This is a genomic window from Micromonospora sp. Mcm103 (genome assembly GCF_024519755.1).
In the GTDB taxonomy this organism is placed as follows: Bacteria; Actinomycetota; Actinomycetes; order Mycobacteriales; family Micromonosporaceae; genus Micromonospora; species Micromonospora aurantiaca.
The window spans coordinates 239,988-264,968 of sequence record NZ_JALJRJ010000005.1; the positions used below are offsets into that span (position 1 = coordinate 239,988).

Below are 24,981 nucleotides of genomic sequence, written 5' to 3' on the forward strand. Positions count from 1 at the left end.
GACGCCTACCGCGCCACACTTCTCCCGGCGGACACCCGGCCGTCACGCCGTGCCGGATACGCTCGACTCGGAGCATGTACGCGTCGTCGAGGCAGGGAGGTCGCCGTGGCCGGGAGCCGGAAGGTGACCGTCAGCACCGACGCGCACGGGCACACCGCGGGCTGGTCGGAGACCCCCTCGGCGCCGGCGACCACTGTCACGCCCGACCCCACCGCCGCCGCGTTCTTCGACGTGGACAACACGATGATGCAGGGCGCGTCGATCTACTGGTTCGCCCGCGGGCTGGCCGCCCGGAAGTACTTCACCACCGGCGACCTGGCCCGGTTCGCCTGGCAGCAGGCACGGTTCCGGCTGCTCGCCACCGAACACGCGGGCGACATGTCGCAGGCCAAGGAGGCCGCGCTGGCCTTCGTCCAGGGCTGGCGGGTCGACGACATGGAACGCCTCGCCGACGAGATCTTCGACGAGCTGATGGCGCCGCGCATCTGGGCCGGCACCCGTCGCCTCGCCCAGCGCCACCTCGACGCGGGCGAGCGGGTCTGGCTGGTCAGCGCCGCCCCGGTCGAGATCGGCCGGGTGATCGCGACCCGGCTCGGCCTGACCGGCGCGATCGGCACGGTGGCCGAGGTGGTCGACGGCGCGTACACCGGACGACTGGTCGGTGACCTGATGCACGGGCCGGCGAAGGCCGAGGCGGTCACCCAGCTCGCCGCCGTGGAGGGGCTGGACCTGACCCGGTGCGCCGCCTACAGCGACTCGGCGAACGACCTGCCGATGCTCTGCGCGGTCGGCCGCGCGGTGGCCGTCAACCCCGATCCGGCACTGCTGCGGCAGGCCCGCGAGCGGGGCTGGGACGTGCGCGACTTCCGCACCGGGCGGCGGGCCGTACGCATCGCCGTGCCCTCCACCGCGGCGGCCGGGCTGCTCGCCGGCGCGGTCACGGCCGGCCTGGCGCTGCACCGGCGCCGGCACCGCGACGCCTGAACGGGCTCAGGGGCCGAACGGGTCCGGCCGGCGTTCGAGCAGCTTGTGCAGCGTCTGCTGGATCGTCTCCCGCACCTGGTCGGCGAGGTTGAACACCACGAGCGGGTCGTCCGCCGCGTCACGCAGGTGCGCGGTCGGGATGGGCGGGCAGAACTCGATCAGCCACTTGCTCGGCAGCGGCACCATGCCCAGCGGACCCAGCCAGGGGAACGTCGGCGTGACCGGGAAGTACGGCAGTTTGAGCAGCCGGGCCAGCGGCTTGATGTCGGCGAGCATCGGATAGATCTCCTCGCCGCCGACTATCGCGACCGGCACGATCGGCGTACCGGTGCGCAGCGCGGCGGAGACGAACCCGCCCCGCCCGAAGCGCTGGAGCTTGTAGCGGTCGGCGTAGAGCTTGCCGACGCCCTTGAAGCCCTCCGGGAAGACGCCCACCAGTTCGCCGTTGCCGAGCAGCCGCTCCGCGTCCGGGTTGCACGCGACGGTGCCGCCGGTCTTGCGGGCGATCTCGGAGACGACGGGCATCCGGAAGACCAGGTCGGCGCCGAGCAGCCGTAGGTAGCGATGCGCCGGGTGCCGGTCGTGCAGCGCGGTGGAGAGGATCAGCGCGTCGAGCGCCACGGTGCCGGAGTGGTTGCCCACGACGAGGCCGGCGCCCTCGTCCGGTACGTGCTCGATGCCGCTGACCTCGGTGCGGAACCAGTCCCGGTAGAGCAGCCGGACCAGCGGGTGGACCACCGCGTCGGTCAGGTCGGGGTCGAAGCCGAACTCGTCGACCTCGTAGTCACCGGCGAGCCGCCGCCGCAGGAACGCCAGCCCCTGGGCCACCTTGCGGTCCCAGTGGTCCCCCGGCCGGTCGGCCACCGCCGGCCCGGTCGGCGTCTCACCGGCCGGCTTGCTCCCGGCCGTCGGCTCAGCCACTGCCTTCTTCGCCACCGCCTTCTTGGCGACGGCTTTCTTGGCGACGGTCTTCTTGGCGACCGTCTTCTTCGCCGGCTGGTGGAGCGTGGCCGGGCCCGGCACGCCCGCGCCGGCGGCGGCGCCCGGCTCGTCGGCGGAGGTGTCCGGCTCGTCCGGCGGCGCCGCCGGGCGGGCGGACGGCGCGGTCACCCGGCGGTGCCCGTTGCGCCGCGCCGGCTCCGCGCCCGGATCCGGCACACCCAGCGGTACGTCGAAGCGCCCGTCACGCCGCTCGTCGGGGCTGCTCACGAACGCTCCCGTACGGTCGAGCGGACCTGTCGGATGCTCTCCAGCACCAACTGCTCGGCGGCGGCGAGCTGATCGCGGGTGACCACGACGCCGCCGTGGTGGGCGCGGATGAAGTCCTCGAACGCGGCGGCGGTCGAGCGGGGCGTGAAGCCGTACTCCCGCTCCAGTCGGCTGGTGTCCACCACCCGACCGTGCACGAAGAGGTCCACCTGATCCAACCCGTAGCGGCCGAAGCCCAGACTGCGGGCGATCGCGGCGACCCCGGCCAGGCCCGGTTCCAGCACCGGCACCGCCACCCGGCCGGCCCGGCGGATCGCCTGCGACAGCGACAGCACCCCCGGCCCGGCGACGTTGTACGTGCCCGGGTGGTCCTCGGCGACGGACCGGTGCAGCACCTCCAGCGCGTCGTCGAAGTGCACGAACTGCAGGCGCGGGTCGCGGCCGAAGACGGTGGGCACCACCGGCTGGGAGAAGTAGCGGGTGAGCGTGGTGTCGGCGGCGTACCCGATGAACGGCGCGAAGCGCAGCACCGTCGCGGTGACGTCGGGCCGGCGGCGGCGGAACCCGCGGACGTACCCCTCGATGTCGAGGATGTCGCGGCCGAAGCCGCCGCGCGGCACCTCGCGCGGCTCGGTCTCCTCGGTGAAGACGGCCGGATCGCGGAACGACACCCCGTACGCGGCGGTGGACGAGCGGACCACGAGCTTGCGCAGCCGGGGCGCGCGTTGCGCGGCGGCGAGCAGCTGCATGGTGCCGATGACGTTCTGTTCCTTCATCCCCGCCCGGCCGCCCTGCTGCGGGTCGGGGGCGGTGACGAGCGCCAGGTGCACCACGGTGTCGACGTCGAGGTCGTGCAGGAGGCCGCCGAGGGAGTCGAGGTCCAGGCGGATGCGTTCGACGTCGGAGAGCAGGTCGGTCAGCTCGGGGTTGGCTGGTGCCGGGTCGACCCCGATGACGCGTTCGATCCGCTCGTCGGCGGCGAGCCGGGCGGCCACGTGGGCGCCGAGCCAGCGGCCGACCCCGGTGACGACGACGACCCCCGGGGCACCGGAGGTGTCACCGGGGGTCATGTCGTGCGCCTAGCGCGGCAGGCGGGATCGAGCCGGGACGTCCGCGGCCTGATCACCTGAGCCTCCGAGGGTCGACAGTTGGCAAGTGGTGCCGGTGCCGGGCTGCTGCCCGGCCCCGGTCACTTGCCGAGACGGCGACGCTGGACGCGGGTCTTGCGCAGCAGCTTGCGGTGCTTCTTCTTAGCCATGCGCTTGCGGCGCTTCTTGACCACCGAGCCCATACGAAAGCCTTTCGATGCAACGTGCGGGGCGGACCGGACGGCACCACCACGGGTGGCGCCGTGACCGCTTGCGGACAACGGACCGGACCAGCGTGGTGGGCAGGGCACACCAGAGAGCGGTCACGGTCGTGGCCCAGCCTAACCGGAGTGCGTCAGCAGGACCAACGCGCCCCCGTCGATGCCCCTTTTCGTCGCACTCGGCGGACCGGTGCGCCGAGGGCTCAGGCGGACTCCTGGAAGGCGCCCCGGAGGTATTCGTGCACGGCGTGCTCGGGCACCCGGAACGACCGGCCGACCCGTACCGCGGTCAGCTCACCGCTGTGCACGAGGCGGTAGACGGTCATCTTGGAGACCCGCATGACCGTCGCCACCTCGGCGACGGTCAGGAACCTGACATCCGACAGCCGTGCGTCGGACTGCGACCCGGCCATGGCTCACCGACCCATTCCCGTGCCCGGCGCGTGTCACCGGGCAGGTGTTCCCGCCTCGACGAGCGACGCGCGTGTAACCAGTACGGTAGCGGGACGGCTGTGACCTGCGCGATCCCTTCCACCCTTTGATCATGGCGAGGCAGCCGTTCACCCGATGTCCACCAGGGCTTTTTCGCCCGGACGGGTGTCTCGTCCGATCCGGGCGACCGCCGTCTACTCGGCGCGCAGCGCCACCACCGGATCGAGCCGTCCGGCCCGCTGCGCCGGCACCACGCCGAAGACGATGCCGACCGCCGCGGAGACACCGAACGCCAGCGCCAGCGACCACCAGGTGATCGCCGCCGGGATCGGCGAGAACGCGTCCACGAGCAGCGCGGTGCCCACGCCCAGCGCCATCCCGGTCAGGCCGCCCACCGAGGTCAGCAACACCGCCTCCAGCAGGAACTGCACGCCGATGTCGCGGGGGCGGGCGCCGACCGCCTTGCGCAGGCCGATCTCGCGGGTCCGCTCGCGTACCGAGACCAGCATGATGTTGGAGACACCGACGCCGCCGACGAGCAGCGAGATGCCCGCGATGGCGGCCAGTACGCCGGTCAGCACGCCGAGGATGTCGCCGAGCACGCCGAGGATCTGCCGCTGGGTGACGGCGCTGAACTCGGTGTCCGGGTGCCGGCGGGACAGTTCCGCGACGATCCGGTCACCGAGTTCGTCGATCCGCTCCCGGTCCGGCGCCTTCACCGCGATGCCGTCGATGCGCTGGGTGCCCCAGAGCCGTTGCGCCGCCGTCACCGGTACGTGCACCTCGTCGTCCCGGTCCACGCCGAGGCTCTGCCCGAGCGGGGCGAAGACGCCGATCACCCGGAACCGCACCCCGGCCAGCGTCACCTGCTGGCCGAGCGGGTCACGGTCGGGGAAGAGCGCCCGGGCCACCGAGTCGCCGAGCACCGCCACCCGGCGGCTGGTGTCCACGTCCGCCCCGGTGAGGTAGCGGCCCCGCGACAGCGATCTGGTGAACACCGACGGGGTGGTCTCCAGGACGCCCTGCACGGTGGTGAAGTCGGACCGGTTGCCGGCCCGGGCGGTCGCGCCGGAGGCCACCGTGACGGCGACCCGGCCGGGGTCGCCGACCACCCGGGAGACGGCGTCCGCGTCGCTGAGGTCCAGCGGCGAGACCACCGGCGCGGTGCCCACCTCGATCCGGCCCGGCACCACCAGCAGCAGGTTCGAGCCGAGCCCTTCGACCTGCTGCTCGACCTGCTGTTTCGTGCCGGTGCCGATGGCTACCAGGATCACCACCGAGGCCACCCCGATGATCACCCCGAGCATGGTCAGCAGGCTGCGCATCCGGTTGGCCCGCAACGCGTCCGACGCCCCCCGCCACGCCTCGGCCAGCCTCATCCGGCGTCGCCCCCGCCGCGCGGAAGGCGCCCGGTGGCCCTGGTGGCGCCACCGGGGCCACCGGGCGGGTGCCCCGGGCCGCTTCCGGACGCGGACCGGGGCTCCGCGCTGGGAGCGGGGTCCAGTGTCGCAGGTACGCCGGAGCCGTCCGACGGCGGTCGATCATGAAGGCTGTCGGACCGGATCAGCCCGTCCCGTACCGCGATGCGCCGGTGTGCCCGGGCGGCCACCTCCTGGTCGTGGGTCACCATCACCAGCGCCACCCCGGACTCGGCGTTCAGCTGTTCCAGCAGTTCCAGCACCGCCTCGCCGGTGGCGCTGTCCAGGTTGCCGGTCGGCTCGTCGGCGAGCAGCACCGCCGGTTCGGTCACAAGCGCCCGGGCGATCGCCACCCGCTGCTGCTCGCCGCCGGAGAGCTGGTTGGGCCGGTGGTGCAGCCGGTGGCCGAGCCCGACCCGGCCCAGCATCGCCGCCGCCCGCTCCCGCCGCTGCCGCGCCGAGACACCCCGGTAGACCAGCGGCAACGCCACGTTGTCCACTGCCGACGTCCGGGCCAGCAGGTGGAACGCCTGGAACACGAAGCCGATCGTCTCGTTGCGCAGCGTCGCCAGCTCCGGCGCGGTGAGCGTGGTCACGTCCCGCCCGCCGATCACCAGCCGGCCGCCGCTGGGCCGGTCCAGCCCGCCGAGCAGGTGCATGAGCGTCGACTTGCCCGAGCCGGACGGACCGATCACCGCCACGTACTCGCCCTGGTCGATGGTGAGCGACACCCCGCGCAGCGCGGACACCGAGACCCCGTCCAGCTCGTACGTGCGCCAGACGTCGACCGCCTCGACCGCCGGTACGGTCACCGCAGTTCCTGGCCGTCGCGCACCTGGTCGGCGCCGCGCACCACCACGCGGTCACCGGCCCGTACGCCGTCGACGATCTGCACCAGGTCCTGCCCCTGCACGCCCACCGTCACCGGCACCCGGTCGGCCCGGCCGTCGCGCAGCACCCAGACCGCGTCCCGCCCGTCGGTGGAGAACACCGCCGACGCCGGCACCGCCACCGCGTCGGCTGCTTCCCGCACCCGCAGCCGCACGACAGCGTTCATGCCGGGGCGGGGCGCCGGGGCGGCCTCGGCCTCACCGAGGCGTCCGGCGCCCAGGTCGAGGCGGACCCGGTAGGTGACGCCACCCCGCGCCGAACTGGTCGGCAGTACGTCGACCGACCGCACCGTGGCGTCGTACGTCGCGCCGGTCACCGCGTCCAGCTCGACCGACGCGGGCACCCCGGCCCGGACCAGCAGCACGTCGGTCTCGTCCACCTCGGCGAGCAGGCCGAGCCGGCCGATGTCCACCACGGTGAGCACCGGCGTGCCGGCGGTGACCCGGCCACCGGCCGGGATCGCGTCGTCCACCCCCGGCGGCGGGCCGCCCTGCCCGCCACCGGCCAGCGCCGACGGATCCAGACCGGGCACCCCGGCGCCACCCGCCGCACCCAGCAGCCCGGCCAGGTCGGCCGGTGCCGCCGACCGGGTGCCGCCCGGCTGCACCACACCGGCGATCGGCGCGCGCAACGTCAACGCGTCCACAGTCGCCTTCGCCAGGTCGTACGCCTGCTGGGCCTGGAGTCGTTGCGCGGCCGACAACGCGCCGACGGCGCTGTTCAGGCCGGCGACGCCGCGCTGCACCTGGGCCACGGCCCGGTCGGCGGCGCGGGCGGCCGACTCGTACTGCCGCTGCGCCGACTGGACCTGGAGCAGCAGCGCGGCGCGTACCTGCGGGTCGCCGACCTTGCCGGCGGCGGCGCGGGCGGCGGCGAACGCCTCGTCGGCGGCCCGGTCGGTGCCGCGCCGGCTCCCGCCCAGGTCGCCGGTGCCGGTGCCCCGCCCGGCCCGCTTAGCCGCGCGCAACGCGTCCCGCGCCTTCGCCAGGCGGTCCCGGGCCGACGGCGAGTCGATCACCGCGAGTACCTGCCCTCGGGTCACCCGCTGCCCGGGCTGCACCCGCAGGCGGGCGAGCGTGCCGTCGGCGGGTGCGGTGAGGGTGGCCGCGGCCCGCGCGGTGACTGTGGCCGGGGCGTCGATCACCTCGCTCACCGGCGCGCGGCCCACCTCGGCGACTGTCACCGCCGGGGCGTCGTCGCCGCAGGACGCGGCGGTCGTGCCGGTCAGCGCGACGACGGCGAGCACCGCGGTGACGAGACGGGGGCGGCGGGCCGCGGGCAGCCGCGGCGAGGGAGTGCGGGCCACCCGGCCCATGCTACGACCCGTCGACAGGTGTCGACGTTCAGCCGACGACGGCCCGCACGTAGGCCACGCAGTCGTCGTGCAGCATCGACCACTGGTCGCCGAACACCTCGTCGGCGGCCTGCTCCGGGGTCCTTCCCTGGTGCACCACGGCCCGGTAGAAGTCCAGCATCCGCTGCTCGCCGTACCTGTCGACGAGATGGCGTACGGCCAGGTAGCCGACGCCGTACGCGCCGCCGACCCGGTCGTCGCTCGCGTCGTCGGCCGGCGCCACCTCGTCCAGCCGCCCGGACCACCCGCCGCGCAGCAGGTCCCGCACCTCGGTCAGGCCGTCGTAGCGGTGCACCGGCTGGCCGTCGGCACCGGCGTACTCGGCCAGCCCCTCCACCAGCCACCAGTCCGCGCGGTCGGCGTAGCCCCGGTCGGGCAGCGAGGCGGCGTGGGTCAGCTCGTGCCGGAGCAGGTCGTCCAGGCCGGCCGGGGTGACGATCTGGGCGTTGAGCACCACGTCGTGACGCCCACCGCCGACACCCACCGCGTAACCGGCCGTCCACTTCGGCCGCCCGCCGCCGTACCAGCGCTGCCACTCGCCCTTCCCGGCGTAGTAGACGAGGTACCGGTCCGGCGGCCGGCCGCCGATCGCGTACCGGTCGGCGGCCCGGGCCGCGGTCTCGGCCTGGGCGAGCAGGCCGGGCAGCTTGCGCCGCTGGGCCGCCGTGGTGGCCACCACCACGCGCTTGCCGACCGTCACGGCCAGGTCGTTCGCCTGCCACGGCCGTACCCCGGCCGGGTCCGCCTCGGACGGTTCCAGCGCGGTCAGCCGGGGTTCCTCCCCCGCCAGCCGCCAGCGCGCGCCCAGCTCCACAGTGCTCGGCGCGCAGTCCGGCACCACGAAGCAGTAGCCCACAGTCACCGTCTGCCGCCACTCCCCCGGCCGCCCCTCGACGGCCTGCGGCACCCCGTCGGCCGCCGGCCGCCACACGGTGACCCGCAGCGCCCGCAGCGCCGCGTACCGGCGGCTCAGCGCCGGCCGGGCCGCCGGCTCGGCGACCGCGAGGAAGCCGGCCCGGTCCGCGCCGACCAGCGCGACGGCCTGCCGGTCCAGCAGCGCGAGCATCCGCTCGCCGAGCCGCCGCTGCGCCGCCGTGCCCGGGTCGCCCTTCGCGGCCGGCCGCCCGGCCGCGTCGGGCGCCGACTCCCGCAGGAGTACGCCGGGCACCGCGCCCGCCACCAGGCCGAGCGCGAGTCCGAGCACCGTCCAGAGCAGCCAGCGCCGCCGTTGCCGCACCGTCCGCGTCCGTGCCGGGTCCGGCTGCGCCGGCGGTACGGGGTACGGCGCCGGACCAGCGGCGGGGTGCGGCAACGACGCCGCGTCCGGTGCCGGAGCGGGCACGCCGACGGCGGCGTCCACCTCGGCGGAGGCGGCGGCGGCCTCGGCGGTGTGGGCGGCGTCGTCAGCGGGGGTGTCGTCAGCGCTGACGGCGGCGGCGCTCGTGTCGGCGGCGCGGTCGGCGTCGGCGCTGGTTTCGGCGGCGCTCGTGTCGGCGGCGCGGTCGGCGTCGGTGCTCGTGTCGGCGGTGCTCGCCTTGTCGGCGCTCGCGGCGGCGGCATCGACGGGGCGAGGCTCGTCGCCGTCCGTCGTCCGGCCGGGAGGCTGCTCGTCGCCGTCGGTCACCGGCGAAGGGTACGACCAATCGGGCGTTCCGGGAAAGAGTCCCGTCACTGTTCCGCCGCGCCCCGAGATCTTGGTAGGAAAGTGCCCCCGGAGGGGCCGAATCCTTCCAAGATCTCTCAGATCGGGGTGCCGGTCAGCGTCAACGCGGTCTTGTCGGCCGCCCACAGGGCCACCAGGGCCACTCCGGGGGCCGCGTGGCCGGCCAGGGTCAGCAGGACGCCGCCGGTCAGGAAGCAGGCGGCCTGGACGGCGAGCTTGGCCGGGTCGGGCAGCGTCACCGCGGCACGCGGCGAGCAGAACAGGCCCCACACCACGGCGATCACCAGCGGCGTGCCGAGCCCGGCCAGCAGGCGTACCGGCCAGCCGGCGCCGAGCGTGAAGCCCCAGTATCCGGCCGAGCCCAGCAGGGCCAGTTCCAGCAGGAAGATCACGCCCAGCAGCAGGGCCTTCATCGGTTCTCCCAGGAGAGGTAGGCGCGGTCCAGACCGGCGATCATCTCGCCGAAGGAACGGTCGGTGTCGCGGGGCAGCCCGAATCCGCCCGCCGCCTCCAGGGCGACGAAGCCGTGCACGGCGGCCCGGAACATCCGGATGGCGTCGGTGGCGGCGTCGCCGTCGAGGCCGTACCCGAGCAGGATGGCGCGGACCGCGCCGACCGCGCGCTGCCCGGCGGCCAGGTGGTCGGGGTCGGCCGGGTCGGGTGCCCGCTGGGCGGCCGGGTAGCGGCCGGGGTACTGCCGTGCGTACTCCCGGTAGGCGGCGGCGACGGCGCGCAACGCGTCGCCGCCGGAGCGACCCGCGGCAGCGGCCGTGAGCACGTCGGCGATCTCGGCGGTGGCGAGCACCGCGAGCTTCTGGTGCAGCGCGTCCGCGCCCCGGACGTGCTTGTAGAGGCTCGGCAGCGCGACACCGAGCCGGGCGGCGAGCGCGGCCAGGGTCAGCTTCTCGTAGCCGACCTCGTCGGCGAGCGCGGCGGCCTCCCGCACGACAGTCGCCGGGGTCAGGCCGGCCCTAGGCACGCGCGGTCACCGCCAGGAACTCGACCAGGTCGGCGGCGGTGGCCTCGGGCTGGTCGGCGTGCGGGTAGTGCCCGGAGTCGGCGACCATCCGGGCCTCGGCCACGGCGAACAGCCGGCGTGCGGCCCGCGCCTCGGCGCCCGGGTCGGGGAAGTCCGGGTCCTTCGTACCCATCAGCACCAGCACCGGCCGGCGCACCTCGGGCGCCCGGGCGGTCCAGTGCGGGTCGGCCGGCGCGATCACGCCGCGCACCGCGGCCATCCGGCCGCGCAGCTTGGCGACGAGCTCCTTGCGGTACGCGGCGTCGTCCGCCGGCCGCCCGCAGGGGAACAGCGTGCGGTGGAACAGCCCGAACAGCCGAGGGCTGCGCAGCACTGCCGCCTGCGCCACACGCATCAGCGGGTTCGGCTTCGGCGTGCCGACGAACGGGCTGACCTGCACGATGCCACTGACCAGGTCGGGTGCCTCGGCGGCGGCGAAGACGATCGCGGCGGCGCTGGACGAGCTGCCGACCAGGGTGGCGGGCTCGCCGCCGAGCGCCCGCACCACGGCGAGCAGGTCGCCGCCGACGTGCTCCGGGGCGTACGTGGGCCAGTGCGGGCTGGAGTCGCCGTGCCCGCGGACGTCGACCGAGGCGGTCCGGTAGCCGGCCGCGACCAGCCGGGGCGTCAGGTGCCGGAAGGCAGCCCGGTTCTCCCCCATGCCGTGCGCGAGGACCACGAGCGGTCCCGACCCGTGCACCTCGTACGCGATAGTGCCGCCGTCCCGCGCCACCTGGCTAACTGTCATAGCCTTGAAGCTAAGGCTATTAGCCAGGCTCGTCAAGCTTGACCTCAACCCGAGGTGAGGTCGCACGATCGCCTGCATGCCGATCACCGCCGACACCCACGTACGCCTCGCCCGCCCGAGCCGCGACCTGGCCGCCGCCGAACGGTTCTGGACGCAGGGGCTGGGCCTGGACGTGCTCTACCGGAGCGACGGCGGCCACGCGGACGAGCACGACCTGGTGATGCTCGGCCTGCCCGGGGCCGGCTGGCACCTGGAGCTGGTCGGCGGCTCGACGCTCGCGGTCGAGCCGCGTCCCACCGGGGAGGACCTGTTCGTGCTCTACCTCGACGGCCCCGCCGACGACGAGGTGGTCCCGAGAGTGGAACGGGCCGGCGGGACCAGGGTCTCCGCCGGCCCGTACTGGGACAGGTGGGGTGTCACGTTCGCCGACCCGGACGGCTACCGCCTCGTGCTGTGCACCCGGGCCTGGTCGAACGACTGACTCACTTCTTCGACAGCACCGCGCGGCCGAAGAACGCCAGGTTGGCCGGGCGCTCCGCGAGCCGGCGCATCAGGTAGCCGTACCACTGGTCGCCGTAGGGGACGTAGGTCCGCACCGTGTAGCCCTCGCCGACCAGGCGCTGCTGCTCCTCCGGGCGGATGCCGTAGAGCATCTGGAACTCGAACCGGCCCGGGTCGCGGTCGAACCAGCGCGCCCGGTCCTCGCCGATCGCGATCAGCCGCGGGTCGTGCGTGGCGAGCATCGGGTAGCCGTCGCCGGACATCAGCACGTTCATGCAGCGCACGTACGACTTGTCCACCTCGCGGGCGGACTGGTACGCCACCGACTCCGGCTCCTTGTACGCGCCCTTGCACAGCCGCACCCGCGACCCGGCCGAGGCCAGCTCCCGGCAGTCCGACTCGGTCCGCCGCAGGTACGCCTGGAGCACCGCACCGGTCGACGGGTGGTCCTTGCGGAGCTTCGCCAGGATGTCCAGCGTCGAGTCGGTGGTGGTGTGGTCCTCCATGTCCAGCGTGACGGTGGTGCCCGCCGCGTCGGCCGCCGCGCAGATCGCCCGCGCGTTGTCGTACGCGAGCTGCTCGTCGAACATCTGGCCCAGCGCGGACAGCTTCACGCTGACCTCGGCGGCCGGGGTGAGCCCGGCGGCGGCGAGGCGGCTCAGCAGCGTGAGGTACTCGTCCCGGGTGGCGTTCGCCTGCTCCGGGGTGGTGGTGTCCTCGCCCAGGTAGTCGAGGGTGACCGCTTGACCGTCGGCGACCAGCTCGCGGGTGGCGCGCAGCGCGTCGTCGGTGGCGGCGCCGGCGACGAACCGGCGGACGACGTCCCGGGTGAACGGGGCCGTCGCGACGAGCCGCTCCACCTGGGAAGACCGGGAGGCGGCGAGGATGACGGAACGGAGCATGAGCCGAGCGTAACGCTCACCACCGGGCCCCCGCCGGGTGCGTCCGAGGCCCGTCCCCTCCCTTCCTGCGGCCGGGCCGGGCACCCCCGGCTGGCGGGGATCGGCTACAACGTTCACGTGGATCGACGACACCCCCGGCGCCGGCTCCGCTCGGCCTCCGTGCAGCTCGGCGCGCTGACCGCGCTGGCCCTCGCGCTCTCCGGCTGCAACAACGGTTACGACGACGACGATGACGACTGCGCGCTCGGGCCGGCCGGCGGAGGCGGCGACACCGTCGCGGTCGCCCTGCTCGTGCCCGCGCCGGCCACCGCCGCGCGCGGCGAACCGGCCCCGACCGCCGCGCTGCCCGAGCGCGGCGGGTTCGGCACCCACCTCGCCTCCTGCGGCGGCTGACGTGCGCCGCGAGGTGAGCACTCCGCGCCCCGGCTGGGACGAGACCATCCGGGCCCAGGGCCTGGTGTACGTCGACACCGAGCTGCCCGACGGCGAGATCATGTCGTACTGGGACGAGACGGCCGCGTACTCGTTCACGCTCGACGAGGTGCTCCGGCTGGAGGAGGCCACGGAGGAACTGCACCGGATGTCGGTGGCCGCCGCCGAGCACGTGGTGGCCCGCCGCCGGTACGCCGAGTTCGGCATCCCCGAGTGGGCCGCCGAGGCGGTCGCCCGCTCGCTGCGGGAGTCCCCGCCGACGCTCTACGGCCGGTTCGACCTCTGGTACGACGGCAGCGGGCCGCCGAAGATGCTGGAGTACAACGCCGACACCCCGACCGCCCTGGTCGAGGCGAGCATCGTGCAGTGGTACTGGCTGGAGCACACCCGCCCGGACGCGGACCAGTGGAACAGCCTGCACGAACGCCTGGTGGGCGCCTGGGCCAAGATCGGCGCCGGGCTGCACGAGCCGCGGGCGCACGTGCTCTGGTCCTCCGAGGAGGAGTCGGGCGAGGACCAGATCACCGCCGGCTACCTGGCCGAGACGGCCCGCCAGGCCGGGCTGGACGTGACGCTCATGCCGATCCAGCAGGTCGGCTGGGACGGGCGGCGCTTCGTCGACGCCGACGACCGGCCGATCACCACCTGCTTCAAGCTCTACCCCTGGGAGTGGATGCTGGCCGAGCCGTACGGGCGGCCGGCGCTCGACCCGGGCACGCCCACCACCTGGATCGAGCCGGCGTGGAAGCTGCTGCTGTCGAACAAGGCGCTGCTCGCCGTGCTCTGGGAGATGTACCCGGGGCACGACTACCTGCTGCCCGCGTACCTGGACTCGCCGCGCGGCATGACCGAGTACGTGGCCAAGCCGCTGCTCGGCCGGGAGGGCGGCTCGGTACGCATCGTGACCGGCGACACGGAGATCACCAACCCGGGGATCTACGGCGACGAGGGCTTCTGCTTCCAGGAGTTCCGCGCGTTGCCCGAGTTCGAGGGCAACCGGACGGTGCTCGGGAGCTGGATCGTGGACGGCGAGTCGGCAGGCGCCGGGGTCCGCGAGAGCGAGAGCCTCATCACTGACGGTTACGCGCGGTTCCTGCCCCACTACATCGACGCACCGCGTGTGCTCTGAGTCGTCTACCGTTGGTGTCGTGAACTTCGACGCGTACGCCCGGACCGGGGTCGAGCTCGTCAACGCCCGGCTGGACGACCTGGACGGCCTGCGGGCCGTCTTCTCGGACGAGCAGGGCTGGATGCGCGACGAGGTCGCGGAACGGGACCTGGCGATCTTCCGGCGGGCCCAGAAGCGCCTCCGGGACGTCTTCGAGTACGGCACCTCGGGCCGGGACGCCGACGCGGTCGCCGAGCTGAACGCGCTGCTGGAGGCGTTCCCGGTGCAGCCACGCATCTCCGGGCACGACTCCTCCGACTGGCACATGCACGTGACCAGCCGGGGTGCGTCGGTCTCCTCCGAATACCTGGCCGGCGCGGTCTGGGGCCTGTCGGTGTGGCTGTGCGAGTACGGCAGCGCCCGCTTCGGGGTCTGCGCCGACGACCGCTGCGGCAACGTCTACCTGGACACCTCGTCCAACTGCTGCCGGCGGTTCTGCTCCGAGCGCTGCGCCACCCGCTCCCACGTGGCGGCACATCGGGCCCGCAAGCGCGCCGCCGTCGGCGAGCAGGCCGTCCCGGCGCAGCCGCTGTCCCCGGTGAGCTGACCCCCGGCGCTCCGGCCGCCCCTGTGCGAGCGGCGGCCGGGGCGGCGCGTGCCCGTCAGACGTCGACGGGTGACGGCGCGGTCAGGTTGGCCCGGGCGAACTCCAGCGACTCCCGCAGGTCCGCCTCCCGGACCGCGCGGCTCTTCGCGCCCCGGGTGGTCACCTCCACCGCCACCGAGCCGGTGAACCCCCGCCCGGCCAGCGAACGCAGCATCTCCGCGCAGGGCTGCCCGCCGCGACCGGGCACCAGGTGCTCGTCGCGCCCCTCGCCGGTGCCGTCGCCCAGGTGCACGTGCGCCAGCCCGGAACCCATCCGGTCGGCCATCGCCAACGCGTCCGTGTGCGAGGCCGCGCAGTGCGACAGATCCAGCGTGTACGAGGCGTACCCGATCTCGGTGGGATCCCAGCCCGGCGCGTACGGGACGAACTGCCGCCCCGCCATCCGTACCGGGTACATGTTCTCCACCCCGAAGTGCACGCCGCCGAACTGCCCGGCGATCGTGTCGAGCCCGTCGGCGAAGGTGCGCGCGTAGTCACGCTGCCAGGTGAACGGCGGATGCACCACGACAGTGGGCGCCTCCAGCGTCTCGGCCAGCTCGGCGGCCTTACGCAGCCGCTCCCACGGGTCGGGGCTCCACACCCGCTGGGTGACGAGCAGGCACGGGGCGTGAACCGACAGCACCGGGACGCCGTAGTGCTCGGCGAGGCCGCGCAGCGCGCCCGCGTCCTGGCTGACCGGGTCGGTCCAGACCATCACCTCGATGCCGTCGTAGCCGAGCTCGGCGGCGAGCTGGAACGCCGCCGCGGTCCGTTCGGGGAAGACCGAGGACGTGGACAGGAGCACCGGAACGCGGTAGGTCACGCCTTCGAGGGTAGCTCCAACCGCCAGCGAGCATCGGGACGAGCAACCGCAAAGCAACCCAGAGCGCTCGTACGGTCACATCGGCGCGAGCTGATCCAGCCGGCGCAGGATGACGCCCTCCCGCAGCGCCCACGGGCAGATGTCCACGCAGTCCACGTCGAGGCGGCGCATCACCGCCTCCGCCACCACCGCGCCGGCGAGGAGCTGGTGCGCCCGCTGCGCGCTGACGCCCTCCAGCTCGGGCAGCTGGGCCGGCGGGATGTGCCGCACGAACCCCAGCACCTGCCGCAGCCCGGTACGGGTCAGGCTGCGGCGCGCCCACAGACCCGCACCCGAAGGCGCGGCGCCGGCCAGCCGGGCCAGCGTGCGGAACGTCTTCGAGGTGGCGACCGGACGCTCCCAGCCCACCGCTGTCAACTGCTCCACCACCGGGTCGAGCTGCGCGTCCACGTACGCCCGCAGTTCCTCCACGGCCTCGGCCGACGGCGGCGCCGTGCCGGCCGGATCCACGGCGAGCCGCTCCCGGCTGAGCCGCCCCGCGCCGAGCGGCAGCGAGATCGCCACATCAGGGTGCTCGTCGATGCCGGCGGCCAGCTCCAGCGAGCCGCCGCCGATGTCCATCGCCAGCAGCCGGCCGGCGGACCAGCCGAACCACCGCCGCACCGCGAGGAACGTCATCCGCGCCTCGTCCGCGCCGGAGAGCACCTCCAGGCGTACGCCAGTCTCGTCGCGGACGCGCGCCAGCACGTCGGCGGCGTTCGTGGCGTCGCGGACCGCGCTCGTCGCGAACGCCAGCAGATCCTCGGCGCCCAGCCCGTCAGCCGCCGCCCGGGCCATTCCGACCGCCTTCACCAGGCCGTCCGCGCCGCCGTCGGTGAGCGCGCCGTCCGGCCCGATCTGCTCGGCCAGCCGCAGCACCACCTTCTCCGAGTGCGCCGGCCAGGGATGCGCGCCGTGGTGGGCGTCGACCACCAGCAGGTGCACCGTGTTGGAACCGACGTCGAGGACACCCAGTCGCATGGGGAAGACCCTAGGGCCAACACGTTTCGTCGGCTCGACGGCCGGGCGGGGTCACCGCGCGTACGCTGGTCCGAGTGACAGGGCAGATCGAGCTTCACGTGCTGGTGGACGACCCCGAGGACCCGCGCAGCCGCGAGGTCGGGCTGGACTTCCCACGGGAGTGGATCGAGTTCGTCGACCCGGCCGACGCGAAGCACGTCGTCCGCGCCGACCTGACCTGGCTGCTGTCCCGCTGGACGTGCATCTTCGGCAAGGGCTGCCACGGCATCATCGCCGGGCGGGCCGCCGACGGGTGCTGCTCGCACGGCGCGTTCTTCACCGACTCCGACGACGAGAAGCGCGTCCGGGCGGCGGTGAAGCGGCTGACGCCGGAGACGTGGCAGCACTTCCGGCGCGGGTTCAAGAACTGGACCGAGAACGACACCGTCGACGGCAAGACGCCGGCCCGGCGTACCGCCACCCGCGACGTGGACGCCCCGTGCGTGTTCCTCAACGACGCCGACTTCGCCGGTGGGGGCGGCTGCGCGCTGCACGCCCAGGCGCTACGCGACGGGGTGCACCCGCTGGAGTACAAGCCGGACGTCTGCTGGCAGTTGCCGGTACGCCGCGACCAGGAGTGGCACAAGCGGCCCGACAACACCAAGGTGCTGATCTCCACGCTGGCCGAGTTCGACAGGCGCGGCTGGGGCGCGGGCGGGCACGACCTCGACTGGTGGTGCACGTCCTCCACCGACGCGCACGTCGGCGCCGAGCCCATGTACGTCTCGTACGGGCCGGAGCTGACCGCGCTGATCGGCGCGCCCGCGTACGCGAAGCTGGCCGAACTCTGCGCCGCCCGGCAGCGCCAGGGTCCGATCGCCCCGCACCCCGCAAGCGAGTGAAGGCCGGCACCCCGTTGGTTCGGGGTGCCGGCCTTCGTATCTCTTACTTGTTCCAGTGCTCGGCGACGAGGTCGGCGGCCTGCTGCTCCCACTGGGCGTAGTGGTCCGGGTAGGCCGACACCTGGACGGTCTGGGCGGCCTTGGTCAGCGGCATGTCCTGCCAGCCGTCGACCTGCTTCAGACCCTTCAGGAACGCCGTCGTGGAGTACTCCGGGTCGGTGATCTGCTCCACCGTGCCCCAACCACTGGAGGGGCGCTGCTGGAACAGGCCCTGCGAGTCGTGGTCGTTACGGTCACCCAGGTGGCCGAGGTTCTCCAGCTTCGACTCCTGCAACGCGGTGGCGATGGAGACGACCGCGGCACGCTCGTCCATGCCGGCCTTCCCTCACCGAGCCCAGCCGAGCACCTCGCCCTGCGCCCCATGATCAAGGAGTTTCCGGCACCTTCCGGCACCCACGAGACCACAAACTCCTTGATCACCCCGAACAAGCCCTCCCAGACCCGCACAGCGTTGATCATGAGGTTAGCGCCGACAAAACGGACACCAAGCGCCGCCAAGTTCATGATCGACGCAACCAGCGGCCGCCGACGAGCCCCGCGATCTTGCAGTTTGCGCCCTCCGCGCGCCCCATTCGCGCGGTTTGCGGGGCACCAAAGTGCAAGATCGCGCACTCAGGGTCTCGGCGGGGCCGGGGCCCGAGAACTCCCCCGAAAGGCCCCGGGGGTCGGCGATCTTGGAGTTGTGGCACCTCGCGAACGGCGCCAACTCGGGCATCCTGGGTGCCACAACTCCAAGATCGGCGAAAAGGGGCTCGACGCGCGGCGGCGGAATCAGGGCTCGAACTTGTAGCCCAGGCCTCGGACCGTGACGATGTAGCGCGGGGCAGAGGGCTCCGGCTCGATCTTGGAGCGCAGCCGCTTCACGTGCACGTCGAGCGTCTTGGTGTCGCCCACGTAGTCGGCGCCCCACACCCGGTCGATCAGCTGACCCCGGGTGAGCACCCGCCCGGCGTTGCGCAGCAGCAGCTCCAGCAGCTCGAACTCCTTGAGCGGAAGCTGCACCCCGGCGCCGCCGACCGTCACCACGTGCCGTTCGATGTCCATCCGGACCGGGCCGGCGGCGAGCGTCGGCGCGCCCGTCTCGTTCGACTCGGCGCTGTGCCGGCGCAGCACCGCCCGGATGCGGGCGACCAGTTCACGCGGCGAGTACGGCTTGGTCACGTAGTCGTCGGCGCCGATCTCCAGCCCGACCACCTTGTCGATCTCGCTGTCCCGCGCGGTGACCATGATGATCGGCACGTGCGAGCGCTGGCGGAGCTGCCGGCAGACCTCGGTGCCGGACATCTCCGGCAGCATCAGGTCGAGCAGCACGATGTCGGCGCCGGTCCGGTCGAACTCGGTGAGGGCGGCGGGGCCCGTCGCGGCGACGGAGACCTCGAACCCCTCCTTGCGGAGCATGTAGGACAGGGCGTCGGAGAACGACTCCTCGTCCTCGACCACCAGTACGCGGCTCAACGGGTGTTTCCTTTCCTGTGGTCAGACCTGCCGGAGCTCGGCCGGGCCGGCCTCGATCCCAGCGGAGGCGAGTGTCGTCTCCAGGTCGTCCGGGGGGCGTGCGGGCAGCCGGAGAGTGAACGTCGACCCCCCACCAAGGGTGCTCGACACGTCCACCCGGCCGCCATGGTTGCTGGCGATGTGTTTGACGATGGCCAGGCCCAGGCCGGTGCCGCCGGTGGACCGGGAGCGAGCCTGGTCGGCCCGGTAGAAGCGCTCGAAGATCCGGTCGACCTCGTTCGGGGCGATACCGATGCCCTGGTCTGCCACGGCGATCTCGACGTGTTCGTCGGTGCCGGTGACAGTCACCCGTACCGTGGTGTCCTCGCCGGAGTAGTTGATCGCGTTCTCCACCAGGTTCGCCACAGCGGTGGCGAGTTGGCTGTCGCTGCCGTACACGGTCAGGCCCCGCTGCCCGCCGACGGCGATCTCCACCCGGCGCGCGGTAGCAGCGGTGCGGGTGCGGTCGACGACCTCGGCGAGCACCCAGTCCACCGAGACCGGCTCGGGCGCGGGCTGCGGTTCGGCGCCCTGGAGGCGGGTCAGTTCCAGCAGTTCCTGCACGAGGCGGCCGAGCCGGGTCGACTCGTGCTGGATCCGTTCGGCGAACCGCCGCGCGGCGACCAGGTCCTCGGACAGGTCGGGCGCGCCGTCGGCGGCCGGTTCGGTGGCGTCGACGAGCGCCTCGGCGAGCAGCTGCAGCGCGCCGATCGGCGTCTTCAGCTCGTGGCTGACGTTCGCGACGAAGTCCCGGCGTACCCGCGCGAGACGGTGCGACTCGGTGACGTCGACCGCCTCGATCGAGATGTAGCCGGAGCCCAGTCCCATCGCCCGCAGGTGCACGCCGAGCGGGTTGTCGCCGCCGCCGTCGCGACCCCGCGGCAGGTCCAGCTCTATCTCGCGCCGCACGCCCGTGCGGCGGACCTGCCCGGCGAGGGTACGGATCAACGGGTGCGCCGCGATCGACCCCGGCGTCGCCCCGGTACGGAGCAGACCCATCGCCCGGGCGGCCGGGTTCACCAGCACCGGCACGTCGTCCGGGCCGAGCACCACCACGCCCGCGCGCAGCGAGTCGATCGTCTTGCGGCCGAGCCCGGATAGGCCCCCCTGCGCTTCGTCCGGAATCGTCGCCCTCCCTGCGTCACGGCGGAGTGTCCCGCCGCCCCGCGACGCCCGGCGGCGCCGCCATTCGTCAACGGGTCCGGACAGCAGCGCCCCGGCGACCAGCCCGGTCACCAGCGCTCCGGCCACCACGACGGCCACCGCCCATTCCACCCGGCGATCGTAGGGTCATTGTTAACCCGGGTATCGGGCACAAAGGGACGAACCACTCTCGCTTTCGGCAAAGTTCACCTGCGGGCCCAGCGTCGTTCATCCGCGTTCACCCTGGTGCCGACCGTTCGGCCTAGCGTGGGGCGCGCACCTGCTCCTGCCGTACCCCTCGGGGTGGCGGCCACCGACCCCAGGAAGTGACGATGCGCGACGAGTTCCGGGCCGACCTGCAGATTGTCAGCCAGTTGCTGGTGGACATGGCCGAGGCGGTACGCGCGGCCATGCGGCAGGCCACCAAGGCGCTGCTCACCGCCGACCGGACGGCCGCCGAGACGGTGATCGCGCGGGACGCCGAGATCGACGACCTCTACCGGCACGTGGAGGAGCGGGTCTGTGACCTGCTGGCCCGGCAGGCGCCGGTGGCCTCCGACCTGCGGGCGATGATCACCGCGTTGCACGTGGCAGCCGATCTGGAGCGGATGGGCGACCTGGCCGACCACGTGGCGAAGACGGCGCTGCGCCGGCACCCGTCCCCGGCGGTGCCGGCGGAGCTGCGGCCGGTCTTCACCGACATGGCCGGGATCGCCGACCGGATGGCCGAGAAGATCGGCTCGGTGCTGGCCAAGCCGGACGCGGACGTGGCCGCCGAACTGGACAGCGACGACGACGCGATGGACGACCTGCACAAGAGCCTGTTCGGCGTGCTGCTCGGCGACGACTGGCCGTACGGGGTGGAGACGGCGATCGACGCGACGCTGCTGGGCCGCTTCTACGAGCGTTTCGCCGACCACGCGGTGAACGCGGGCGAGCACGTGGTCTACCTGATCACCGGCTCGACGTCCGGCTGAGAACCGTGGGCGGGGCCGCCTCGGGGGAGGCCCCGCCCACGCCGTGTCAGCGGCCCTGGTTGGCGACCGCGGCGGCGGCGTCCTTGGCCGCCTCCGGGTCCAGGTACGTCCCGCCGAGCACCTGCGGACGCAGGTCGGCGTCCAGGTCGTAGCGCAGCGGGATGCCGGTGGGGATGTTCAGCTTGGCGATCGCCTCGTCGGAGATCTGGTCGAGGTGCTTGACCAGGGCACGCAGCGAGTTGCCGTGCGCGGCCACCAGCACCGTCCGGCCGGCCAGGATGTCCGGCACGATCGAGTCGTACCAGTAGGGCAGCATCCGCTCGACGACGTCCTTCAGGCACTCGGTGCGCGGCATCAGCTCGGTCGGCAGCAGCGCGTACCGGGGGTCGCCGACCTGCGACCACTCGTCCGCGTCGTCGATCGGCGGCGGCGGCGTGTCGTACGAGCGGCGCCAGAGCATGAACTGCTCCTCGCCGTACTCGTCGAGGGTCTGCTTCTTGTCCTTGCCCTGCAGGGCGCCGTAGTGGCGCTCGTTGAGCCGCCACGACCGGCGCACCGCGATCCAGTGCCGGTCGGCGGCGTTCAACGCCAGCTCGGCGGTGCGGATGGCTCGGCGCATCAGGCTCGTGTGCACCACGTCCGGCAGCAGGCCGTGCTCGCGCAGCAGCTCGCCGCCGCGCCGCGCCTCGGTCTCCCCCTTGGTGGTCAGGTCGACGTCGACCCAGCCGGTGAAGAGGTTCTTGGCGTTCCAGTCGCTCTCGCCGTGCCGCAGCAGGACCAGCGTCCCGACGGTGGGCCCCTCGCTCGCAGTCATGCCGATCATCCTGCCGTACGACGCGGGCGGACACGCGGCGACCTGTGGTGACGACCACCACGTGGAAAACCTGATGACCACGGCTCCGGCCCGGCACTAGGTTGTAAGGCGCATTAAAGAGGTCGGTCATTACCATTCGGGGGGCGTCGGGATGCGGACGGTACGGGGCTGGTTCCAGGACACAGTCGGTGGCCTGCCACGGACGTTCTGGTACCTCTGGGCCGGCACGCTGATCAACCGGCTCGGCTCGTTCGTCCTGATCTTCCTGGCCATCTACCTGACCCAGGAACGCGGCTTCTCCGCCGCCCAGGCCGGGCTGGTGATCGGCCTCTGGGGCGCCGGCGGCGCGGTCGGCACCACCATCGGCGGCACGCTGACCGACCGCTGGGGACGGCGGCCCACGCTGCTCGTCGCGCACGTCGGCGCGGCCGGCATGATGATCGCGCTCGGCTTCGCCCGCCCGCTCTGGGCGGTCGCGGTGGGCGCGCTGCTGCTCGGCGCGTTCGCCGAGGCGGCCCGCCCCGCCTTCGGCGCCATGATGGTCGACGTGGTGCCGGACAAGGACCGGCTGCGCGCCTTCTCGCTGAACTACTGGGCGATCAACCTCGGCTTCGCCTGCGCCGCCGTGCTCGCCGGCTTCGCCGCCCAGGGCAGCTACCTGCTGTTGTTCCTGGTGAACGCGACCACCACACTGGTGACCGCACTGATCATCTTCGCCAAGGTCGGCGAGACCCGCGGCCCGGTCACCGCGCTCCCGGTCAAGGGGATGCCGGCACCGGCCGGGGCGCTGCGCACCATCCTCGCCGACCGGGTGTTCCTCGGCTTCGTCGCGCTCAACCTGCTCGCCGCGCTGGTGTTCCTCCAGCACATCTCGATGCTGCCGATCGCCATGGGCGACTCCGGGCTCAGCCCGGCCACGTACGGCTCGGTGATCGCACTGAACGGCGTGCTCATCGTGGTGGGCCAGTTGTTCGTACCCCGACTGATCAAGGGCCGCAGCCGCTCGCACGTGCTGGCGCTCGCGTCGCTGGTGATGGGCGCCGGGTTCGGGCTCACCGCGCTCGCCGACACGGTCTGGCTCTACGGCCTGACCGTGCTGATCTGGACCCTCGGCGAGATGCTCAACTCGCCGTCCAACGCCACCCTGATCGCGGAACTGTCCCCGGCCGCGCTGCGCGGCCGCTACCAGGGCGTCTTCTCGCTGTCCTGGCAGCTCGCCGGCGCCGCCGCGCCGATCCTCGGCGGCCTGGTCCGCGAGCACGCCGGCAACAGCGCGCTCTGGCTCGGCTGCGCGGGCATCGGCGTCGTGGCGGCGGTCGCCCACCTGATCTCCGGCCCGGCCCGGGAGCGCCGCGCTGTCGCGCTGCGCGCCGTGGGCACGCCCGTCACGCCGGTCACCGCCACCGCGTCCCCGGCGCCCGAGGCGGGCGAGGCCGCGGCCACCGCACCCGCCGCCCCGGTCCGGTCCGGTTCCTGAGTACGCCCCGACGCAGCCGCCCCGAGGCGGGTGGATACGGTACGGGAAGGAATCGGTAAGGAAACCTTCCTGGAGGACTGGTGCACGGCCTGCGGCGCTGGTGGGACGACACGGCCGGCGGACTACCGGCCACGTTCTGGTACCTCTGGTCCGGCCTGCTGATCAACCGGGCCGGCGCGTTCGCGCTGCTGTTCCTGTCGCTCTACCTGACCGCCGCGCGGGGTGCCCCGCCGTCGCTGGCCGGCCTGGTGGTCGGCGCGTACGGGATCGGCGGTGCGGCCGGCACGCTGCTCGGCGGCGTCCTGGCCGACAGGTGGGGCCGGCGGGCCACGCTACTCGCCGCCCACCTGGCCGCCGCCGTCCTGATGGCGGCGCTGGCGTTCAGCACGCACCTGGCGGCGATCGCCGTACTCGCCACGCTGGTCGGGGTGGCGCACTCGATGCCCAGCCCGGCGTTCGTGGCCGCCATCGTGGACGTGGTGCCCGAGGCGCGCCGCTCCCGCGCGTTCAACCTGCAGTTCTGGGCGTTCAACCTGGGCATGGCGGTGGCCTCGCTGCTGGCCGGCATCCTCGCCGAGGCGAGCTTCACGGCGCTGTTCCTGGTCGACGCCGGAGCCACGCTGGCGGCGGCGGTGGTGATCGCGCTGAAGGTGCCGGAGACGCTCACCCGGCGGCCCGCGCTCACGCCACGGGCGGTGGTGGGACGCCGTCCCGGGCTGCACACCGCGCTCACCGACCGCACGTTCCTGGTGTTCGTCGGGCTGACGTTCCTGCTGGCCGTGCTGACCATGCAGACCTCCACGATCATGCCGCTGGCGATGCGCGAGGACGGTCTGCGCCCATCGGCGTACGGGCTGGTGGTGGCGCTCGGCGGGGCGCTAATCGTGGCCGGGCAGCTGTTCGTGCCCCGGCTCATCGAGCCGTACCGGAAGTCGAGCGTGCTGGCCGTCTCCACCGGCCTGATGGCGCTCGGGTTCGGCGCGCTGACGGTGGCCGACGGGCTGCCGCTCTACCTCGGCGCAGCGGTGGTCTGGACGGTCGGGCAGATGCTCGCCGCGCCGCCGAACGCCCAGATCAACGCCGACCTCGCGCCGCCCGAGCTGCGCGCCCGCTACCAGTCGGTGTTCTACCTGACGTTCCCGGCCGCGTCGTTCGTGGCACCGGCGCTCGGCGGGCTCAGCCTGGAACACCTGGGCGAGCGGCACTGGCTGGTGGTGGGCGCGCTCGGCCTGCTGGCCGCCGCCGGGCACCTGCTCGCCGGGCCGCGCCGGGAACGGCGGGTGGCCGCGCTGCGGGCGGCGGCGGCGGAACCGGTCAGGTCCGCCCACTGAGGGGAGGCAACGGCAGAGCGCCCACCCCGACCCCCGTCGAGATGGGCGCTCGTACCGTACGCCCGGCGGCGGCGGGCGACACTCACCCCCGTAAGCGTCGCCCGCTCGCGCCGCCGGTTCCACGGGTGGCACCGTCCCCCAACGGCGTGCTCCACCCGATCTTCGCGTCTCGCCTGCGCGGATCTGATCGATCCACCGCTCCCCCGAACGTAAACAAGCGTGACGCGGTGCAATAAAGTTAGTTCGCCCGGATTCCGGATTCAACCCAGAACGCTGTCTTGCCCGTCACAGCACCCGTGTCGGAAACCCGGCTGTCCGTGTCGTCGTCCCTGGAGTGGCAAACACG

General features: G+C 73.4%; 26 protein-coding genes and 1 pseudogene. 9 read left to right on the forward strand and 18 right to left on the reverse strand.

Features of this window, described 5'->3' with window-relative positions:
• Window positions 1-105: 105 nt before the first annotated feature.
• The gene (locus OC439_RS10170) at window positions 106-984 is read left to right on the forward strand and encodes an HAD family hydrolase (protein ID WP_262013176.1); all 879 of its coding nucleotides are present in this window, start codon (window positions 106-108) and stop codon (window positions 982-984) included.
• 6 nt (window positions 985-990) lie between these two features.
• Here OC439_RS10170 and OC439_RS10175 read toward each other — a convergent pair whose 3' ends face one another.
• The 11 genes from OC439_RS10175 to OC439_RS10225 all read right to left on the reverse strand — a co-directional run bounded on the left by OC439_RS10175 (window position 991) and on the right by OC439_RS10225 (window position 11,026).
• Entirely contained in the window at window positions 991-1,848 is an 858-nt protein-coding gene (locus OC439_RS10175) for a lysophospholipid acyltransferase family protein (protein WP_030269196.1), read from the reverse strand.
• Between the two features lie 341 nt (window positions 1,849-2,189).
• Window positions 2,190-3,263, reverse strand: coding sequence for an NAD-dependent epimerase/dehydratase family protein (locus OC439_RS10180; protein ID WP_262013177.1), 1,074 nt, complete (start codon window positions 3,261-3,263; stop codon window positions 2,190-2,192).
• Window positions 3,264-3,382: 119 nt separating this feature from the next.
• Window positions 3,383-3,484 carry a 30S ribosomal protein bS22 gene (locus tag OC439_RS10185; protein WP_007465623.1) on the reverse strand — a complete coding sequence of 34 codons (102 nt, stop codon included), beginning with the start codon at window positions 3,482-3,484 and terminating at the stop codon, window positions 3,383-3,385.
• Window positions 3,485-3,705: 221 nt separating this feature from the next.
• Window positions 3,706-3,915, reverse strand: coding sequence for a helix-turn-helix domain-containing protein (locus OC439_RS10190; RefSeq protein WP_013288759.1), 210 nt, complete (start codon window positions 3,913-3,915; stop codon window positions 3,706-3,708).
• Window positions 3,916-4,128: 213 nt separating this feature from the next.
• Window positions 4,129-5,313 carry an ABC transporter permease gene (locus tag OC439_RS10195; protein ID WP_262013178.1) on the reverse strand — a complete coding sequence of 395 codons (1,185 nt, stop codon included), beginning with the start codon at window positions 5,311-5,313 and terminating at the stop codon, window positions 4,129-4,131.
• Window positions 5,310-6,164: an ABC transporter ATP-binding protein gene (locus tag OC439_RS10200; RefSeq protein ID WP_262013179.1), complete on the reverse strand. Its 855-nt coding sequence runs from the start codon at window positions 6,162-6,164 to the stop codon at window positions 5,310-5,312. Before OC439_RS10200 ends, OC439_RS10195 begins: the two co-directional genes overlap by 4 nt.
• Window positions 6,161-7,558 (reverse strand): efflux RND transporter periplasmic adaptor subunit, encoded by a 1,398-nt coding sequence (locus OC439_RS10205; protein WP_262013180.1) that lies wholly within the window; start codon window positions 7,556-7,558, stop codon window positions 6,161-6,163. The genes OC439_RS10200 and OC439_RS10205 overlap by 4 nt, the downstream gene beginning before the upstream one ends.
• Window positions 7,559-7,586: 28 nt before the next feature.
• Window positions 7,587-9,221 carry a hypothetical protein gene (locus OC439_RS10210; RefSeq protein ID WP_262013181.1) on the reverse strand — a complete coding sequence of 545 codons (1,635 nt, stop codon included), beginning with the start codon at window positions 9,219-9,221 and terminating at the stop codon, window positions 7,587-7,589.
• Between the two features lie 116 nt (window positions 9,222-9,337).
• Window positions 9,338-9,673, reverse strand: a complete 336-nt coding sequence (locus OC439_RS10215; RefSeq protein WP_262013182.1) for a YrdB family protein — start codon at window positions 9,671-9,673, stop codon at window positions 9,338-9,340.
• A complete protein-coding gene (locus OC439_RS10220) occupies window positions 9,670-10,239 on the reverse strand; it encodes a TetR/AcrR family transcriptional regulator (RefSeq protein WP_262013183.1) in 570 nt (189 codons plus the stop codon). The genes OC439_RS10215 and OC439_RS10220 overlap by 4 nt, the downstream gene beginning before the upstream one ends.
• Entirely contained in the window at window positions 10,232-11,026 is a 795-nt protein-coding gene (locus tag OC439_RS10225; protein WP_262013184.1) for an alpha/beta fold hydrolase, read from the reverse strand. The genes OC439_RS10220 and OC439_RS10225 overlap by 8 nt, the downstream gene beginning before the upstream one ends.
• A gap of 76 nt (window positions 11,027-11,102) precedes the next feature.
• Between OC439_RS10225 and OC439_RS10230 the strand changes: the two genes are divergently transcribed.
• Window positions 11,103-11,507, forward strand: coding sequence for a VOC family protein (locus OC439_RS10230; RefSeq protein WP_262013185.1), 405 nt, complete (start codon window positions 11,103-11,105; stop codon window positions 11,505-11,507).
• 1 nt (window position 11,508) lies between these two features.
• Here the strand turns inward: OC439_RS10230 and OC439_RS10235 are convergent, their stop codons facing one another.
• On the reverse strand, window positions 11,509-12,429 hold the full coding sequence (locus tag OC439_RS10235; RefSeq protein ID WP_030502864.1) for a proline dehydrogenase family protein: 921 nt from the start codon (window positions 12,427-12,429) through the stop codon (window positions 11,509-11,511).
• Window positions 12,430-12,546: 117 nt separating this feature from the next.
• Here OC439_RS10235 and OC439_RS10240 point away from each other — a divergent pair, with 117 nt between their 5' ends.
• From OC439_RS10240 to OC439_RS10250, 3 genes are read left to right on the forward strand one after another with little or no spacing between them, the layout of a single operon-like run.
• Window positions 12,547-12,822, forward strand: a complete 276-nt coding sequence (locus OC439_RS10240; protein ID WP_225319763.1) for a hypothetical protein — start codon at window positions 12,547-12,549, stop codon at window positions 12,820-12,822.
• A gap of 1 nt (window position 12,823) precedes the next feature.
• Entirely contained in the window at window positions 12,824-13,990 is a 1,167-nt protein-coding gene (locus tag OC439_RS10245; RefSeq protein WP_262013186.1) for a glutathionylspermidine synthase family protein, read from the forward strand.
• A 19-nt stretch (window positions 13,991-14,009) separates the two neighbouring features.
• Window positions 14,010-14,576, forward strand: coding sequence for a CGNR zinc finger domain-containing protein (locus OC439_RS10250; protein WP_135242188.1), 567 nt, complete (start codon window positions 14,010-14,012; stop codon window positions 14,574-14,576).
• Window positions 14,577-14,631: 55 nt separating this feature from the next.
• Here the strand turns inward: OC439_RS10250 and OC439_RS10255 are convergent, their stop codons facing one another.
• Both OC439_RS10255 and OC439_RS10260 read right to left on the reverse strand, forming a co-directional pair.
• Window positions 14,632-15,438, reverse strand: coding sequence for a sugar phosphate isomerase/epimerase family protein (locus OC439_RS10255; protein ID WP_262013187.1), 807 nt, complete (start codon window positions 15,436-15,438; stop codon window positions 14,632-14,634).
• A gap of 75 nt (window positions 15,439-15,513) precedes the next feature.
• Window positions 15,514-16,458 carry a Ppx/GppA phosphatase family protein gene (locus OC439_RS10260; protein ID WP_135242189.1) on the reverse strand — a complete coding sequence of 315 codons (945 nt, stop codon included), beginning with the start codon at window positions 16,456-16,458 and terminating at the stop codon, window positions 15,514-15,516.
• A 74-nt stretch (window positions 16,459-16,532) separates the two neighbouring features.
• On the opposite strand from OC439_RS10260, the gene OC439_RS10265 reads away from it, so the two are divergent.
• Window positions 16,533-17,339: a hypothetical protein gene (locus OC439_RS10265; protein WP_262013188.1), complete on the forward strand. Its 807-nt coding sequence runs from the start codon at window positions 16,533-16,535 to the stop codon at window positions 17,337-17,339.
• A 43-nt stretch (window positions 17,340-17,382) separates the two neighbouring features.
• Here the strand turns inward: OC439_RS10265 and OC439_RS10270 are convergent.
• The 3 genes and pseudogenes from OC439_RS10270 to OC439_RS10280 all read right to left on the reverse strand — a co-directional run.
• Window positions 17,383-17,721 (reverse strand): annotated as a pseudogene (locus OC439_RS10270) (hypothetical protein); the annotation flags it as partial.
• Between the two features lie 449 nt (window positions 17,722-18,170).
• Window positions 18,171-18,854, reverse strand: a complete 684-nt coding sequence (locus OC439_RS10275) for a response regulator transcription factor (protein ID WP_262013189.1) — start codon at window positions 18,852-18,854, stop codon at window positions 18,171-18,173.
• Between the two features lie 21 nt (window positions 18,855-18,875).
• Window positions 18,876-20,168 (reverse strand): sensor histidine kinase, encoded by a 1,293-nt coding sequence (locus OC439_RS10280; protein ID WP_262013190.1) that lies wholly within the window; start codon window positions 20,166-20,168, stop codon window positions 18,876-18,878.
• 200 nt (window positions 20,169-20,368) lie between these two features.
• On the opposite strand from OC439_RS10280, the gene phoU reads away from it, so the two are divergent.
• Window positions 20,369-21,013, forward strand: coding sequence for a phosphate signaling complex protein PhoU (phoU, locus tag OC439_RS10285; RefSeq protein ID WP_262013191.1), 645 nt, complete (start codon window positions 20,369-20,371; stop codon window positions 21,011-21,013).
• A gap of 46 nt (window positions 21,014-21,059) precedes the next feature.
• Here phoU and OC439_RS10290 read toward each other — a convergent pair whose 3' ends face one another.
• Window positions 21,060-21,827 (reverse strand): phosphoglyceromutase, encoded by a 768-nt coding sequence (locus OC439_RS10290; RefSeq protein ID WP_262013192.1) that lies wholly within the window; start codon window positions 21,825-21,827, stop codon window positions 21,060-21,062.
• A 151-nt stretch (window positions 21,828-21,978) separates the two neighbouring features.
• On the opposite strand from OC439_RS10290, the gene OC439_RS10295 reads away from it, so the two are divergent.
• Window positions 21,979-23,304 carry an MDR family MFS transporter gene (locus tag OC439_RS10295; RefSeq protein ID WP_262013193.1) on the forward strand — a complete coding sequence of 442 codons (1,326 nt, stop codon included), beginning with the start codon at window positions 21,979-21,981 and terminating at the stop codon, window positions 23,302-23,304.
• A gap of 80 nt (window positions 23,305-23,384) precedes the next feature.
• Window positions 23,385-24,635 carry an MFS transporter gene (locus tag OC439_RS10300; protein ID WP_262013194.1) on the forward strand — a complete coding sequence of 417 codons (1,251 nt, stop codon included), beginning with the start codon at window positions 23,385-23,387 and terminating at the stop codon, window positions 24,633-24,635.
• The last annotated feature ends 346 nt before the right edge of the window (window positions 24,636-24,981 follow it).